At 63.4% G+C, this 14,954-nt stretch carries 15 protein-coding genes; 2 read left to right on the top strand and 13 right to left on the bottom strand.

The features are described 5' to 3' along the window. Nucleotides 1–167: 167 nt before the first annotated feature. Both U0034_RS01655 and U0034_RS01660 read right to left on the bottom strand, forming a co-directional pair. The gene (locus U0034_RS01655) at nt 168–500 is read right to left on the bottom strand and encodes an RnfH family protein (protein ID WP_085226119.1); all 333 of its coding nucleotides are present in this window, start codon (nt 498–500) and stop codon (nt 168–170) included. After that, nucleotides 497–934 carry a type II toxin-antitoxin system RatA family toxin gene (locus tag U0034_RS01660; RefSeq protein ID WP_085226117.1) on the bottom strand — a complete coding sequence of 146 codons (438 nt, stop codon included), beginning with the start codon at nt 932–934 and terminating at the stop codon, nt 497–499. The genes U0034_RS01655 and U0034_RS01660 overlap by 4 nt, the downstream gene beginning before the upstream one ends. Before the next feature lie 97 nt (nt 935–1,031). On the opposite strand from U0034_RS01660, the gene smpB reads away from it, so the two are divergent. Then, a complete protein-coding gene (gene smpB / locus U0034_RS01665) occupies nt 1,032–1,478 on the top strand; it encodes an SsrA-binding protein SmpB (RefSeq protein ID WP_085226115.1) in 447 nt (148 codons plus the stop codon). Between the two features lie 18 nt (nt 1,479–1,496). On the opposite strand, the gene U0034_RS01670 is transcribed toward smpB, so the two are convergent. From U0034_RS01670 to ppsA, 3 genes are all read right to left on the bottom strand, one after another. Further along, on the bottom strand, nt 1,497–2,435 hold the full coding sequence (locus U0034_RS01670) for an SPFH domain-containing protein (RefSeq protein WP_085226113.1): 939 nt from the start codon (nt 2,433–2,435) through the stop codon (nt 1,497–1,499). A 3-nt stretch (nt 2,436–2,438) separates the two neighbouring features. Then, nucleotides 2,439–2,915: an NfeD family protein gene (locus tag U0034_RS01675; protein WP_085226111.1), complete on the bottom strand. Its 477-nt coding sequence runs from the start codon at nt 2,913–2,915 to the stop codon at nt 2,439–2,441. A gap of 110 nt (nt 2,916–3,025) precedes the next feature. Further along, a complete protein-coding gene (gene ppsA / locus U0034_RS01680; protein WP_085226109.1) occupies nt 3,026–5,431 on the bottom strand; it encodes a phosphoenolpyruvate synthase in 2,406 nt (801 codons plus the stop codon). 337 nt (nt 5,432–5,768) lie between these two features. On the opposite strand from ppsA, the gene ppsR reads away from it, so the two are divergent. Continuing rightward, nucleotides 5,769–6,581, top strand: coding sequence for a posphoenolpyruvate synthetase regulatory kinase/phosphorylase PpsR (gene ppsR, locus U0034_RS01685; RefSeq protein WP_085226107.1), 813 nt, complete (start codon nt 5,769–5,771; stop codon nt 6,579–6,581). A gap of 12 nt (nt 6,582–6,593) precedes the next feature. Here the strand turns inward: ppsR and U0034_RS01690 are convergent, their stop codons facing one another. The 8 genes from U0034_RS01690 to bamA all read right to left on the bottom strand — a co-directional run bounded on the left by U0034_RS01690 (nt 6,594) and on the right by bamA (nt 14,941). Further along, complete coding sequence (locus U0034_RS01690; protein WP_085226480.1) at nt 6,594–7,382, bottom strand: TrmH family RNA methyltransferase; 789 nt, start codon at nt 7,380–7,382, stop codon at nt 6,594–6,596. A 60-nt stretch (nt 7,383–7,442) separates the two neighbouring features. Beyond that, complete coding sequence (rnhB, locus tag U0034_RS01695) at nt 7,443–8,312, bottom strand: ribonuclease HII (protein ID WP_085226105.1); 870 nt, start codon at nt 8,310–8,312, stop codon at nt 7,443–7,445. Continuing rightward, nucleotides 8,309–9,478: a lipid-A-disaccharide synthase gene (lpxB, locus tag U0034_RS01700; RefSeq protein WP_085226103.1), complete on the bottom strand. Its 1,170-nt coding sequence runs from the start codon at nt 9,476–9,478 to the stop codon at nt 8,309–8,311. Before lpxB ends, rnhB begins: the two co-directional genes overlap by 4 nt. Continuing rightward, nucleotides 9,478–10,266 (bottom strand): acyl-ACP--UDP-N-acetylglucosamine O-acyltransferase, encoded by a 789-nt coding sequence (lpxA, locus tag U0034_RS01705; RefSeq protein WP_085226101.1) that lies wholly within the window; start codon nt 10,264–10,266, stop codon nt 9,478–9,480. The genes lpxB and lpxA overlap by 1 nt, the downstream gene beginning before the upstream one ends. A 106-nt stretch (nt 10,267–10,372) precedes the next feature. Then, on the bottom strand, nt 10,373–10,831 hold the full coding sequence (gene fabZ / locus U0034_RS01710; protein ID WP_085226478.1) for a 3-hydroxyacyl-ACP dehydratase FabZ: 459 nt from the start codon (nt 10,829–10,831) through the stop codon (nt 10,373–10,375). A gap of 149 nt (nt 10,832–10,980) precedes the next feature. Then, the gene (gene lpxD, locus U0034_RS01715; RefSeq protein ID WP_085226099.1) at nt 10,981–12,054 is read right to left on the bottom strand and encodes a UDP-3-O-(3-hydroxymyristoyl)glucosamine N-acyltransferase; all 1,074 of its coding nucleotides are present in this window, start codon (nt 12,052–12,054) and stop codon (nt 10,981–10,983) included. A gap of 20 nt (nt 12,055–12,074) precedes the next feature. Continuing rightward, nucleotides 12,075–12,605: an OmpH family outer membrane protein gene (locus U0034_RS01720; protein WP_085226097.1), complete on the bottom strand. Its 531-nt coding sequence runs from the start codon at nt 12,603–12,605 to the stop codon at nt 12,075–12,077. 32 nt (nt 12,606–12,637) lie between these two features. Then, on the bottom strand, nt 12,638–14,941 hold the full coding sequence (bamA, locus tag U0034_RS01725) for an outer membrane protein assembly factor BamA (protein WP_085226095.1): 2,304 nt from the start codon (nt 14,939–14,941) through the stop codon (nt 12,638–12,640). Nucleotides 14,942–14,954 lie beyond the last annotated feature (13 nt).

The raw sequence follows: 14,954 nt of genomic DNA on the forward strand, positions 1-14,954 counted from the left end.
TTTGCCCAACGCACCCCGATAAACGCAACGCACAAAATTGCGCCAGATCAACCGGGACGCCGGCCCTCGAAGCCCGCAACCGCAAGGCAGCCCCGAGCAAGGCGGCCCGGACGACCGTTCGTGGACGCGAGGTGGAAAGAGAGCGTGCCCGATCGAGCGAGATCGGCTCAGCGGGAATCCTTCGGGAGCCATTTGCGGCCCTCGATGGACCCCTCGCGGCGCGTCTTGTCCACGCGGCGCTGACGCGCCACCTTCGGATCGACGATGAGCGGGCGGTAGATTTCGACGCGATCGTGCTCGACAAGCGGCGTATCGAGCGTCTTCAGCTTGCCGTAAACGCCCACTTTCGCCACCGCAGCGTCGATTTCGGGGTGGCGTTCGGCGATGCGGCTGGCCTCGATGGCATCACGTACCGTCGCGCCCGCCGGCAGTTCCACGGCAATGAGCGTCTGGGCGCCGGGCAGCGCGTAGCAGACTTCGACGGAAATCCGCCCGCTCATGGCTTGCCGTAGCGCACGTCGGCGCGCTTCACGAACGATTCGACGAATGTGTTGGCAATGTGGTTGAACACGGGCCCGATGATTTTTTCGAGCAGGATGCTCGAAAACTCGTAATGGAGCGCAAACTCGATCTTGCAGGCATCGCTGCGCAGCGGCGTGAAGCGCCAGTAGCCCGTGAACTTGCGAAACGGCCCGTCGGCGAACTCCATGTCGATGCGCGTGGGCCGCTCGTGCGTGTTGTGCGTGGCGAAGTGCTGCTTGATGCCCTTGAAATTGATGTCGATGCGCGCTTCCATCCTGTGCTCGTCCCGGTGCCGAATCTCGACGCCCCCGCACCAGGGCAGGAAGTTCGGGTAATCGGCGACGTCCGTCACGAGATCGAACATCTGTTCCGCCGAGTGACGGATCAATACGGTTTTTTGAACATCGGCCATAAATGCACTGCTCGGCGAAAGGGAGCGAACATAGCGGCGTGGAGCAGCGCCGCTTTGCTAAAATTGCAATTTTAAACGAGTTGGACGCCCTCCATTCATGAGCATCATCGACAACAGAAAAGCCTTCTTCGACTACTTCATCGAAGAGCGCTACGAAGCAGGGCTCGTGCTCGAGGGATGGGAAGTCAAAGCCCTGCGCGCCGGACGTGGCCAGATCAAGGAAGGCTACGTCGTCATTCGCGACAGCGAGCTCTTTTTGATCGGCGCGCATATCAGCCCGCTGCCCGAAGCGTCCACGCACGTGACGCCCGACCCGATCCGCACGCGCAAGCTGCTGCTGCATGCCGACGAAATCAAGAAACTGATCGGCAAGGTCGAGCAGCGCGGCTATACGCTTGTGCCGCTCAACTTTCACTACAAGGGTGGGCGCGTCAAATGCGAGATCGGCCTCGCCAAGGGCAAGAAACTGCACGACAAGCGCGAGACCGAGAAAAAGCGGGATTGGGAGCGCGAAAAGGCGCGGCTCATGCGTACCGCCACCTGAGCCCGCGCCGGCTGCGCGTCAGCGCCCCGCCTCCGCCTGCGCGGTTTTGCCGCGGTTCACGATCGTCAGCGCCGACGAGATCATCGTGCTGAGATCGGACATATTGCCCGGTACGATCAGCGTATTGCCCGCCTTCGCGAGGTTCGCGAACGCGTTGACGTACTGTTCCGCCACCTTCAGATTCACGGCATCCATGCCGCCCGTCGACTGAATCGCGTTCGCGATCTTCTGGATGGCCTGCGCGTTGGCCTCCGCCACAGCGAGAATCGCCGCGGCCTCGCCCTGCGCCTGGTTGATAGCGGCCTGCCGCTCGCCCTCCGAGCGCTGAATCGCAGCCTCGCGCCCGCCTGCGGCGATATTGATCTGCTCCTGCTTGCGGCCTTCCGACGCGGCGATCAGTGCCCGCTTTTCGCGCTCGGCCGTGATCTGCGCCTGCATGGCGTGCAGGATTTCCTTCGGCGGCGTGAGATCCTTGATCTCGTAGCGCAGCACCTTCACGCCCCAGCTCGTGGCGGCTTCGTCGAGCGCGTCCACCACGCTGCGGTTGATCAGATCGCGCTCCTCGAACGTCTTGTCGAGCTCGAGCCGGCCGATGACCGAGCGCAGCGTCGTCTGCGACAGCTGCGTGATCGCCACCACGAAGTTGCTGGACCCGTAAGACGCCTTCATCGCATCGGTGACCTGGAAATACAGCACACCATCGACCTGCAACTGCGTGTTGTCACGCGTGATGCAGACCTGCGCCGGCACGTCGAGCGGAATTTCCTTGAGCACGTGCTTGTAGGCGACGCGGTCGACGAATGGCAGCACCATATTCAAGCCCGGCGCGAGCGTGGCGTGGTAGCGCCCGAAGCGCTCGACTACCCAGGCGTGCTGCTGCGGCACGATCTTGATGGTCTGCGCCGCAATGACGATGACGACGACCAGCAGCACGGCCCCGACGATGGTCATGTCCATTGTTCACTCCTTTGTTGTGGTGAGCGGATGATGTGGCTTGCCCGGCGGCGGGCGCTTTTCGACAACCACGAGACAACTGCCGCGCACAGCCGCAATCTCGTAGACGCGGGCATCGGCGCGTTCTCCTGGCGCGAGCTCGACGTCCCATTGCGCTCCGCGATATGGCACGCGCGCATAGCCGCCCTGCCAGACCGGCACCTCGACGATGGCACCGATATCCGGATTGACGTCGGGATTCGATGCGGCGTCGCGACGCTGCCGGCGGCGGCCAGGCTTCGAGCGGCGCAGCATGATCACGGCCGCAAGCGCCACGAGCGCGGCGCAGACGAATTGGAGGCCGGCATCGGCGCCTGCCAGACGCGCGAGCGCACCGGCCACGAAGCCGAGCGCAACCATGAGCAGATAGAAAGTGCCCGTGAGCAGTTCGGCGACGATCAATAGCCCCGCGCCGATCCACCACAAATATTCGTTCGGGCTCATCGTTGGTCTCCCGGTATCTGAGTGCAAGCCGCCCGCCCAAGTAAAAACGCCCCGGTGCGAGCACCGGGGCGTTATAGCATGAAGCATTGCACCGTAGGCGGTGCGGCGCTTTATTTCGCCGCTGCCTTGGCGAGCGCCTGCCAGGTCTCGATGATCGTATCGGGATTCAGCGAAATCGAAGCAATACCCTCGTCACTGAGCCATTGCGCGAAGTCGGGGTGATCCGATGGGCCCTGGCCGCAGATACCGACGTACTTGCCGAGACGACGGCACGTTTCGATCGCGCGCTTGAGCAGGAACTTCACCGCTTCGTCGCGCTCGTCGAAATCGGCCGCGAGCAGTTCCATGCCCGAATCGCGATCGAGGCCGAGCGTGAGCTGCGTGAGGTCGTTCGAGCCGATCGAGAAGCCGTCGAAGTACTCGAGGAACTGCTCGGCCAGAATCGCGTTCGACGGAATCTCGCACATCATCACGAGGCGCAGGCCATTTTCGCCGCGCTTCAGTCCGAAGTTCGCGAGCATACCCACCACGCGCTCGGCCTGCTTGAGCGTACGCACGAACGGCACCATGATCTCGACGTTCGTCAGCCCCATGTCCTCGCGCACGCGCTTGAGCGCGAGACACTCCATCTCGAACGCCTGGGCGAAGTCCTGCGCGATGTAGCGCGAGGCGCCGCGGAAGCCGAGCATCGGATTTTCCTCGTCCGGCTCGTAACGCGAGCCGCCGATCAGCTTCTTGTACTCGTTCGACTTGAAGTCGGAAAGACGCACGATGACGGGACGCGGATAGAACGCGGCCGCGATTGTGGCAATACCCTCGGTCAGCTTGTCGACGTAGAACGCCCGCGGCGAGGCATGGCCACGCGCGACGCTCTCCACGGCTTTTTTGAGATCGGTGTCGACATTCGGGTACTCGAGAATCGCCTTCGGGTGGACGCCGATGTTGTTGTTGATGATGAACTCGAGCCGCGCGAGACCCACGCCTGCGTTCGGCAATTGCGCGAAATCGAACGCCAGCTGCGGATTGCCGACGTTCATCATGATCTTGACCGGGATCTCGGGCAGCTCACCACGCTCGATCTCGGTAACTTCGGTCTCGAGCAGGCCGTCGTAAATCTTGCCTTCGTCGCCTTCGGCGCACGAAACGGTCACGAGCGTGCCGTCCTTCAGCACGTCGGTGGCATCGCCACAGCCGACCACCGCCGGCACGCCGAGCTCGCGCGCAATGATCGCCGCGTGGCAGGTACGCCCGCCGCGATTCGTGACGATTGCCGAAGCACGCTTCATCACCGGCTCCCAGTTCGGGTCGGTCATGTCGGCAACGAGCACGTCGCCGGGTTGCACGCGCTCCATCTCGGCCGGATCGTGAATCACGCGCACCGGGCCCGCACCGATCTTCTGACCAATGGCCCGGCCCGTGGCCAGGACGGTCGACTGGCCCTTGAGCTTGAAGCGCTGCTCGATCTTGCCCATGTTCTGGCTCTTCACCGTTTCAGGACGCGCCTGGAGGATGAAGATCTTGCCGTCGCGGCCGTCCTTGCCCCACTCGATATCCATCGGGCGCTTGTAATGCTGCTCGATGATCACCGCGTACCTGGCAAGCTCGATCACGTCCTCATCGGTGATCGAGAAGCGGTTGCGCTGCTCGTGCGCCACGTCCACGGTCTTCACGCGGCCCGGCTCGCCCGGCTTCGTGAACTCCATTTTGATCAGCTTCGAGCCGATCGAGCGGCGAATGATCGGGTACTTGCCCTGCGCGAGCGTCGTCTTGAAAACGTAGAACTCGTCCGGATTCACCGCGCCTTGCACGACGGTTTCGCCCAGGCCATAGCTCGAGGTGATGAAGACGGCGTCCTTGAAGCCCGACTCGGTGTCGAGCGTGAACATGACGCCGGCTGCGCCCACGTCGGAGCGGACCATGCGCTGCACGCCGGCCGACAACGCCACTTCGGCGTGCGTGAAACCCTTGTGGACGCGATACGAGATAGCGCGGTCGTTATAGAGCGACGCGAACACGTGCTTCATGCGATCGAGCACGTCCTCGATGCCAACCACGTTCAGATAGGACTCCTGCTGCCCCGCGAACGAGGCATCGGGCAAGTCCTCGGCCGTAGCCGACGAACGCACGGCGAACGAGAGCTCCTCGGGCGAGCTCTTTTGCAGTACCTCGAACTGCTCGCGGATCCCGGCTTCGAGACGCGGCTGCAGCGGCGCATCGACGATCCACTGACGGATCTCGGCGCCGGCCGCAGCCAACGCCTTCACGTCGTCGATATCGAGCGACTCGAGGCGAGCGGCAATGCGCTCGGTCAGATCGTTGTGCTTCAGGAAGTCGCGAAAGGCGAGCGCCGTCGTGGCGAAGCCAGTGGGCACGCGCACGCCGGCCTCGGCCAGCTGGCTGATCATCTCGCCGAGCGAGGCGTTCTTGCCGCCCACAATCTCGACATCGGTCATTCGCAACTGTTCGAACGGAACTACATACGCCTGGTCCTTTGCGACGTTTGCTGCGTTAGTCATACAAGCCCCTAAGTGTGAAAGAAATTCTCGGTTGCGCACGCGGGCTTGGACGCGCGCGCTCCGATTGCGGAGCCTCGCGCATCATGCGCAACCTGTTGGAGAAGCAATCGCCAACAAAAACTGATAGCAATTGCTTATCCAACAGGTTGTCGCTATTTTACCCTCGTGCCTCGCCAAATAGTGGCCGGCGCGCGATAATTGCGCACTTCCACGCTGGGAATGGCCGTTCGGGCCTGTGTCGGCCCGCTCCAACCGGCTGGCCGGCCTTGGCCGCCCGCCATCGTGGGACCTGTTCAACCGCCCTGAGCGCAGCCCGCTGCCCTTCCGAGTTTGTTCGATGCCGCCCACCGTATTCATCGTTTCCGACGGTACCGGGATCACTGCCGAGACGTTCGCGCATTCGATCCTCTCCCAATTCGACCAGAAATTCCGCCTCGTGCGCGTGCCGTTCGTCGACTCGGCGGACAAGGCCTATGCGACCGTCGAGAAGATCTGCGAAGCGGGCACGCTCGATGGCCGCAGGCCGATCGTCTTTACGACGCTGGTCGATAGCGCCTCGAACGCGATCGTCAAGAATTCGGACGCACTCGTGCTCGACATCTTCCAGCAGTTCGTCGAGCCGCTCGAGGTCGAACTCGACATGAAGTCGACGCACGCCATCGGCCGCGGCCATCAGAACGCGGACACCGAGGAATACAAGAAGCGCATCGAAGCGATCAACTTCTCGCTCGCGCACGACGACGGCCAGTCGAACCGCAGCCTCGCCGACGCCGACGTGATCCTGATCGGCGTCTCGCGCAGCGGCAAAACGCCAACGAGCCTCTACCTCGCGATGCAGTACGGCGTGAAGGCAGCCAACTATCCGCTCATTCCCGAGGATTTCGAGCGCAGCAAGCTGCCGAGCGCGCTCGATGCTCACCGCGACAAACTGTTCGGCCTGTCCATTGATGCGCAACGGCTTTCCGAGATTCGCAACGAGCGGCGCCCAGGCAGCAAGTACGCCGCGCTGGAAAATTGCCGCTACGAGATCAACGAAGCGGAAGCGATGATGCGTCGGGAAGGGATCAAGTGGCTCTCGTCGACACACAAGTCGATCGAGGAAATAGCGACCACGATCCTGCAGGAAATCAAGATCGAGCGGACGGGCTAGGGCCGCGCGGGCTTAGCGCGTTTCGCCGCGCTGCTGGCGGCATTGCTCGAAGAGGCAGATGGCCGCCGCGGCGGCCACATTGAGCGACTCCATGCCACCGGGCTGGGGAATCGTAAGCCGGTAGGTGACTGCACGCCGCCATGCGGCGGAAACGCCTGCGCCTTCGTTGCCGAACACCCAGGCTACCGGCCCGGACAGGTCGCACTCGTAAAGCGGTTCGGCCGCATGCGAATCGGTGATCGCCACCGGCACCGCCAGGCGCTCGATCAACGTCTGGGCATCGACATCTTCGTGTATGCCGACGAGAAAATGGGCGCCCATCGCCGAGCGCAGCACTTTCGATGACCATGCGTAGGCCGTGCCCGGCGCGCAAAAGACGTGCTTGACGCCCGCCGCGGCCGCCGTGCGGAGAATCGAGCCGACGTTGCCCGCATCCTGCACGCCGTCGAGCACAACGCAGGTTTCGTCGACACGTTCGGGCAAGGCTGCCGCGAGTTTAGGCACGACGAAGAGCATTCCCACGCCGTTCACGACGTTCGACAACTGCCCGAAAAGCGCCTGCGGCAGTGTGACGACGCGTGAAGCATCGACACGCGCGACGATCGCGCGCGCCTCGTCCTGAGCGAGCGCCTCGTCGGTCACGACACAGGTTTCGGGCTGTCCGGCCGCATCAAGATAAGCACTCGCGAGATGCAAACCCTCGAGCAGTGCATGAGCGCTTTTGCGCTGCTGGTGGGTGGAGCCGGCGAGCGCTTTCAGGCGCTTGTATAACGGATTGTCGCGGGAAGTGATCGCTTTCACGGCGGGCAACGAAGGCAAACGAAAACGGGAGACGTCAGCGCCCAGGGGCGCCGCGCGCGGCTAGGTGGCGGGGGCGTCGGTATCGCGTCCGGCTGGCTGCCCGCCGTCGCTCGACACAGTAAGGCCCGCGGCGGCATTCGCATCGAGACCCGCACGCGCTGGTGCCCCCTCGTCAGCATCGACGAGATCGAACGCCGCTTCGATCATCTCGGCCGCGTCCACTGTTGTCGCGCCCCGCGCCAGCGTCACCTGAATGCCGCGCCGCGCGTACGCCTCGCGCACGGGCGCAAACGACCGCCGGTGATGCTCGCACGGGCCGTGCGCGATGAGCGCAGCCAGATGCTGAGGCGTGCCGTAGCCGACATGCGCGTCGAAACCGTACATCGGGTACCGCTCGTGCAAGTCGAGCAGCATCCGGTCACGCGTGACTTTCGCGAGGATCGATGCAGCCGAGATCGCCGGCACGAGTGCATCGCCGCCGATGATCGCCTCGCTGCGGATAGAAAGAACCGGGCAGCGATTGCCGTCGATCTTCGCGAGCGTCGGCGCCACCGCGAGCCCTTCGACGGCCCGCTTCATCGCCAACATCGTTGCGTGCAGGATGTTGAGCGTGTCGATCTCCTCCACGCTCGCCGATGCGACGCAATAGGCAATCGAACGTTCGACGATCTTGTCGTAAAGCGCCTCGCGCGTCTTCGCGTTCAGCACTTTCGAATCGTCGAGGCCGCGAATGCGGCGCTTGGGATCGAGAATCACGGCTGCCGCCACCACCGGCCCGGCGAGCGGCCCCCTGCCCGCCTCGTCGACACCGCAGACGATATCGAGCGGCGAGCTGAAATCGAGCGGCGACTGATCTGCCCTCGGATTCGCGGCAGCAGTCTTGCGCGGCGGCTTCGCGGCGCCACGGCGCTCTGCGCGCTTATCGGTCATGAGCGCGGTTTCCTCGCCTCGATGACGCATTCGACGGCTTCGGCCGCGCACTCGGCCGTGTTGCGGCGCAGCGTCTCGTGCATCTGCGTGAAGACGTCCACGAGCGTGCGCCGATTCGCCTCGTCGTGCAACTGCGTTAGCGTGGCATCGGCGAGTGCCTCGGGCGTGGCGAAGTGCTGCAGCAACTCGGGCACGACGAAGCGCCCAGCCAGAATGTTGGGCAATCCCACATAGGGCAGATAACCCTGCCGGCGCATGATCTGCCCCGTGAGCCAAGGCACCTTGTAGGAGATGACCATCGGTTTTTTGAGCAGCGCCGCCTCGAGGGTCACCGTGCCGCTCTTCACGAGCACGGCGTCCGCCGCGGTCATGGCACGCTGCGCGTCCCCATCGGTAAGGGTCAACGCGAGATGCGGGTGCGCCTGCGCGAGCGGCTGCAGCAATGCCCGCAACGCCGGCGTGGCGGCCGGCATCACGAAGCGCAAGCCCGGCTCACGCTGCTGCATGATCGCCATTGCCGCAAAAAACGTCGGGCCGATGAGTTCGATCTCCGAACGCCGGCTGCCGGGCAGCACCGCGATCACGGGCCCCGAGTCGGGCAGGCCGAGCAAGCGACGGGCACCCGCAACGTCGGGCACGAGCGGGATCTCGTCGGCGAGCGGATGGCCCACATAGGTGGCCGCCACCCCCGCCTTTTCGAGCAGCTCGATCTCGAACGGGAACACGCACAGCATATGATCCACGGCCCGTGCGATCTTTTTGATACGGCCGCCGCGCCATGCCCAGATCGAGGGGCAGACGAAATGGATCGTCGGGATACCTGCCGCGCGCAGCGGCTCTTCGAGACCGAAGTTGAAATCGGGCGCATCGACGCCCACGAACACGTGCGGCCGCTCGGCTAGCAGTTGATGCCGCAGATCGCGCCGGATGCGCAAAATCTCGGGAATGTGCCGAAGGGCCTCGACATAGCCGCGCACGGCGAGCTTTTCCATCGGCCAGTGCGCATCGAAGCCCTGCGCGGCCATACGCGGCCCGCCGATGCCGTAGTAACGCGTATCCGCGGGCAACCGCCGCGCGAGCCCGCCCAGCAGAGCGGCCGCGAGCAGATCGCCCGACGGCTCGCCCGCCACCATTGCGACACGCAAGGCACTGGTGGGCGACGCCATCAGCGAATGATGCCGCGCTCTGATGCGTCGATGAACGCGATCAGCTTCTGCACGGGGGCATCGCCGTCGCCGCCGGCCGCGGCCAGCTCGGCAAGCTGCGACTTGGCCTCTTCGAGCGACAGGCCGTTTTTGTAGAGCAGCCGATAGGCGCTTCGCAGCGCGGAGATCGCATCGGCCGAAAAACCGCGCCGGCGCAGGCCTTCCACGTTGATGCCATGCGGCTCCGCCTTGTTGCCCGCCGCGATCACGAAAGGCGGAACATCCTGCACGAGCGCGGAGGCACCGCCGAGCATGGAGTGCTCGCCGATTCTCACGAACTGGTGTACGCCGGACATTCCGCCGACGATGGCCCAGTCGCCGATGAACACGTGCCCGGCCATCTGCGCGTTGCTCGACAAAATGACGTGGCTGCCGACGTGGCAGTCATGACCGATATGGACATAGGCCATGATCCAGTTGTCGTTGCCGAGCGTCGTCACGCCGCGGTCCTGCACGGTGCCCGTGTGAATCGTCGTGAATTCCCGGATCGTGTTGCGATCGCCGATCACGAGGCGCGTGGGCTCGCCCTGGTATTTCATGTCCTGCGGCCGCCCGCCGATCGAAGCGAAATGACCGATCCGATTATCGGCGCCGATCGTGGTATGCCCCTCGACGACGCTGTGCGAGCCGATGACGGTACCGGCACCAATCGTCACGTGCGCGCCCACGACCGCATAAGGGCCGATCTCGACATTTTCACCGATCTGCGCGCCCGGCTCGATGATTGCGGTGGGATGAATCCTGCTCATGCGCCTTCGCCCTTCTTCATTGCCTCGTGTCTGCTTCGCGGCGCTGGAACGAGGTCGTCCATGCACCGCCTGCCATCCTCGACAGGCGCCCGGCGCCCGCGGGGCATTACTCGTCGGTATGCTTCACCGTGCACATCAGGTCCGCTTCGGCCGCCGTCGCGCCATCGACTTCGGCTCGTGCCTTGAACTTCCAGATCCCGCGCATGTAGCGTTCGAACGATGCGTGCAGGATCAGTTGATCGCCCGGCTCGACGACGCGCTTGAAGCGGGCGCCATCGATGCCGACGAAGTAGTAAAGCGTCTTTTCGGGGTCGTGCGGCTCTTCGGCGAACGTGAGAAGCGCAGCCGTTTGCGCAAGCGCCTCGAGAATCAGCACGCCCGGCATCACGGGCCGTTGCGGAAAGTGGCCTGTGAAATAGGGCTCGTTGATCGACACGTTCTTCAGCGCCTTGATGCTCTTGTGGGGCTCGAGCTCGAGCACCCGATCCACGAGCAGAATCGGATAGCGATGCGGCAGCAGCGTGAGAATCTTATGAATGTCGAGATTGATTTTTTCAGTGCTCATGGTCTGTCTGCTCCACGCCTTGACTGCGCGGAAGATAACTGCGGACGCTTCGATCGAAGCAATCATGCTGCCCGACTCCAACGCGCGCCGCCTGATGGCGCGCCCCCGGATCGGGCGCGTCATCCGCGCGTCGGGCGGACCGGACTCCTTTATGCGCCGCCGGCGCCCTTCTCGACGGCGGCTTCCAACGCTTTGATACGCTCGCGCAATTTGTCGAGGTTGCGCATCAACGCGGCGCTCCTGTTCCAATCGGTATGCTCGACCGCCGGAAAGGCGCTCGTGTAAATCCCCGGCTTCGACAGCGACTTCGACACGCCCGACTTCGCCGTCACGATCACGTAGTCGGCGAGCGTTACATGCCCCGCGATGCCAACGGCGCCGCCGATCATGCAATGGCGGCCGATCGTCGTACTGCCTGCGATGCCGGCGCAACCCGCGATTACCGTGTAGGCACCGATACGGCAGTTATGGCCGATCTGCACGAGATTGTCGATCTTCACGCACTCTTCGATGATCGTGTCAGCCATCGCGCCGCGATCGATCGTGGTATTTGCGCCGATTTCGACATCGGGGCCGATCCTGACGCCACCGACCTGCGGGATCTTGACCCAGGTGCCCGTGCGAGCCTCGCCGTCGCCGACGAAGTCGGGCGCAAAGCCGAAGCCGTCGGAGCCAATGACGGCGCCCGAATGGATGATCGCGCGCGGCCCGATCTTGCAGCCGTGATAGACCGTCACATTGGGATAAAGATGCGTCCCCTCGCCGATTTCCGTCGCGCGCCCGACGACGACGTTCGCGTCGAGCCGGACCGCATCGCCGATAACCGCGCCCGCCTCGACAACCACGTGCGGCCCGATGACGGCACTCGCGGCCACCTTCGCCGATGGATCGACGACGGCACTCGGATGCACGCCCGCCTGCGCCTTGGGTGCGGCCAGATCGATGAACATCTGCGCGACGCGGGCGAAGTAAGCGTAGGGATTCGGTGTGACGAGGAAATTACGTCCCTCGCGCGAGCCGAGCTTCGCCAGATCGGCCGGTGCGATCAGCACCGCACCCGCCTCGGTGGTCTCGACCTGGGAAATGTATTTCGGGTTGGCCAGAAAGGCCAACTGATGAGCGCCTGCCTGATCGAGCGGTGCAAGGCCGCCGATGGGCAAGGTCGCGTCTCCGACGATGTCTCCGCCGAAGCGCTGTGCGATATCTGCAAGCGTCAATGCCATTCGCGTGCGGCTCCCGGCAATCAATTGGATGCGTTCGCGGCCAACGCCTTGAGCACCTGATCGGTGATATCGATGCGCGGACTGACGTAAACGGCTTCTTGCACGATCAGATCGTAATGTTGCTGCTCGGCGATCTGCTTGATGACCTTGTTCGCGCGCTCGAGCACGGCAGCGAGCTCTTCGTTGCGGCGCTGGTTGAGGTCCTCGTTGAACTCGCGGCGCTTGCGTTGGAAGTCGCTATCGAGATTCGAAAGCTCGCGCTGCTTTTCGGCACGATCGGCCATCGACAACGACGTACCGTTCTTGTCGAGCGAGTCCGACATCGACTTGAGACGCTGCGCCATATCGCGCAGATCCTTGTCGCGCTTTGCGAATTCCGCCTCGAGCTTCTTCTGCGCGGCTTGCGCCGCGGCGGATTCGCGCAGGATGCGGTCCGAGTTGACGGCCGCGATGCGTGCTTCCTGCGCCCGCGCCTGCGCGACACCCGCGCCGAGCACCACGGTGAGCGCCAGCGCGCAGAACAAGCGTTTCGAAAACGTACGGGTAAGCAAAATCTTCCTCTCGATACTGTTGGGGCGCGCGATCAGAATGCCGTCCCGATCTGGAACTGGAATTTCTGGTACTTGTCGCCTTCATGCTTCTGCAACGGGAAGCCGAGACTCAGCTTGAGCGGGCCGATCGGTGAAATCCATGCGAGACCCACGCCATAGCCGTAGCGCAGGCCGTTTGCCCCCGTGCTGTTGCCGAGTTCGCCCCAGACGTTGCCGCCGTCCAGGAAGGTGAACACGCGCAGCGTCCGGTCATAGCCGGTACCCGGCAGCGGGAACGTCAGTTCGATATTGCCGACGAGCATCTTCGAGCCGCCGATCGGGTCGCCCGTCGTCGCGTCGCGCGGACCCAGCGAGCTCGGCTCGTAACCGCGCACCGAACCGATACCGCCCGCGTAGTAGTTCTTGAAGATCGGGTAGTTCTTGCCGCTCAGGCCTTTACCGTAGCCGCCCTGGAAGTTCAAGCCGAGCACGAAGCCGCGTGCGAACGAGTAGTAATACTGGGCCTGGATGTCGGCCTTGTAGTATTGCGTTGCACCAATCGGCGTACCGTATTCGGCGTTGGCCTGCGTGAAGTAGCCGCGGCTCGGCACGAGCGCGCTGTCGCGCGCATCGCGGGCCCACGCTGCCGTGATCGGAATGTTGTTCGAAACGCGTCCGAATTCGTTCACGTAATCGCGATAGCTTTGCGGCGTGGCCGAGTCCACGTCGAGCCGGTTCTGCTCGAACCCGGCGCCGAAGTAGACCGTATCGACTTCGGAGAACGGAATACCGAACTTCAGATCGCCACCGGCCGTGATGATGCGGAAGCTCGAGTCGGTCGAGTAGTAAAGCGGCTGCGTCGTGCGGTAGTAAACGTCGGTGATCCGTTTGATGCCGTCAACCGTGAAGTAAGGGTCGACCTGCGTCACCGTCAACGTGCGGTAGCTGCGCGCGGTATTGACGTTCACGGCGAGGCTCGTGCCCGAGCCGAACACGTTGTCCTGCGAGACGCCGGCCGACAACACCACCTTGTCGGTCGACGAGAAACCGGCGCCGAGCGTAATAGCGCCCGTCGGCTTCTCGGTCACCTTCACGTCGACGTCGACCTGATCGGCCGTACCTTCGACGGGTACGGTCGTGACATCGACGTCGGTGAAGTAGCCAAGCCGGTTCACGCGATCCTTCGACAACGCCAGCCGGCTCGAATCGAACCACGAGCTTTCGAGCTGCCGCATTTCGCGACGCACGACTTCGTCGCGCGTGCGCGTGTTGCCGACGATATTGACGCGGCGCACATACACTCGCCGGCTCGGATCGATCTGCAGCGTGAGCGCCACTTTGTGGTGCAGCTGATCGATCTCCGGTTGCGCATTGACCGTCGCGAACGCATAGCCGTATTCGCCGAGTTTGTCGACGACCGCCTTGGTGGTGGCCTGCAGTTTGTCCGCCGAGAAGCGCTCGCCCGGCTTGATCTTGACGAGCTTTTGCAGCTCGGGCCCGCGATCGAGCAGATTGCCCGCGAGCTTGATGCTCGAGATCGTGTACGGCTCGCCCTCATGCACCGTCAAGGTGAGGTACATGTCTTTCTTGTCGGGCGAGATCGACACCTGCGTCGACTCGATGTTGAACTCGAGGTAGCCGCGGTTCAGGTAGTACTTGCGGACGTTCTCGAGGTCGACCGTCAGCTTGTCCTTCGAGTACAGATCGTTCTTCGTGTACCAGGAGAACCAGTTCGGCGTGGACAACTGCATCTCGCTGCGCAGCGTGCTCGTACTGAACGCCTTGTTCCCGACGAAGTTGACCTGGCGGATCTTCGCGCTCGGCCCTTCGTTCACCGAGAACAGAATCGAAACACGGTTGCGGTCCACCGGCGTGACCGTGGTCGTCACCTCGGCCGCATAGAAGCCGCGCGTCAGATACTGGCGCTTGAGTTCCTGCTCCGCGCGATCGACGAGCGACTTGTCGTAATAGCGCCCTTGCGACAAACCGACGCTCTTGAGCGCCTTGAGCAGCGCGTCCTTCTCGAATTCGTGCAGCCCCGAAAAATCGATCGAGGCAATGGCCGAACGCTCGACCACGTTGACGATGACCACATCGCCTTCCGTCGACACCTGCACGTCGTTGAAGAAGCCCGTGGCGTAAAGCGCCCGAATGGCCTCCGATGCCTTGTCGTCCGAGAACGTATCGCCTTGCTTGATCGGCAGGTAGGCGAAGACCGTGCCGGGTTCGATCTGCTGCAGCCCGTTGATCTTGATGTCTTTCACCACGAACGGCGTCGTTGCATGAGCCACGAGCCCGTGGGCGGCGATAGCCGCGACCGCGACAGTCTTAGGAACAAAGCGATGAGGTTTCAACAACGTGCTTCCCCAG

Source organism: Trinickia caryophylli (genome assembly GCF_034424545.1).
Lineage (GTDB): Bacteria > Pseudomonadota > Gammaproteobacteria > Burkholderiales > Burkholderiaceae > Trinickia > Trinickia caryophylli.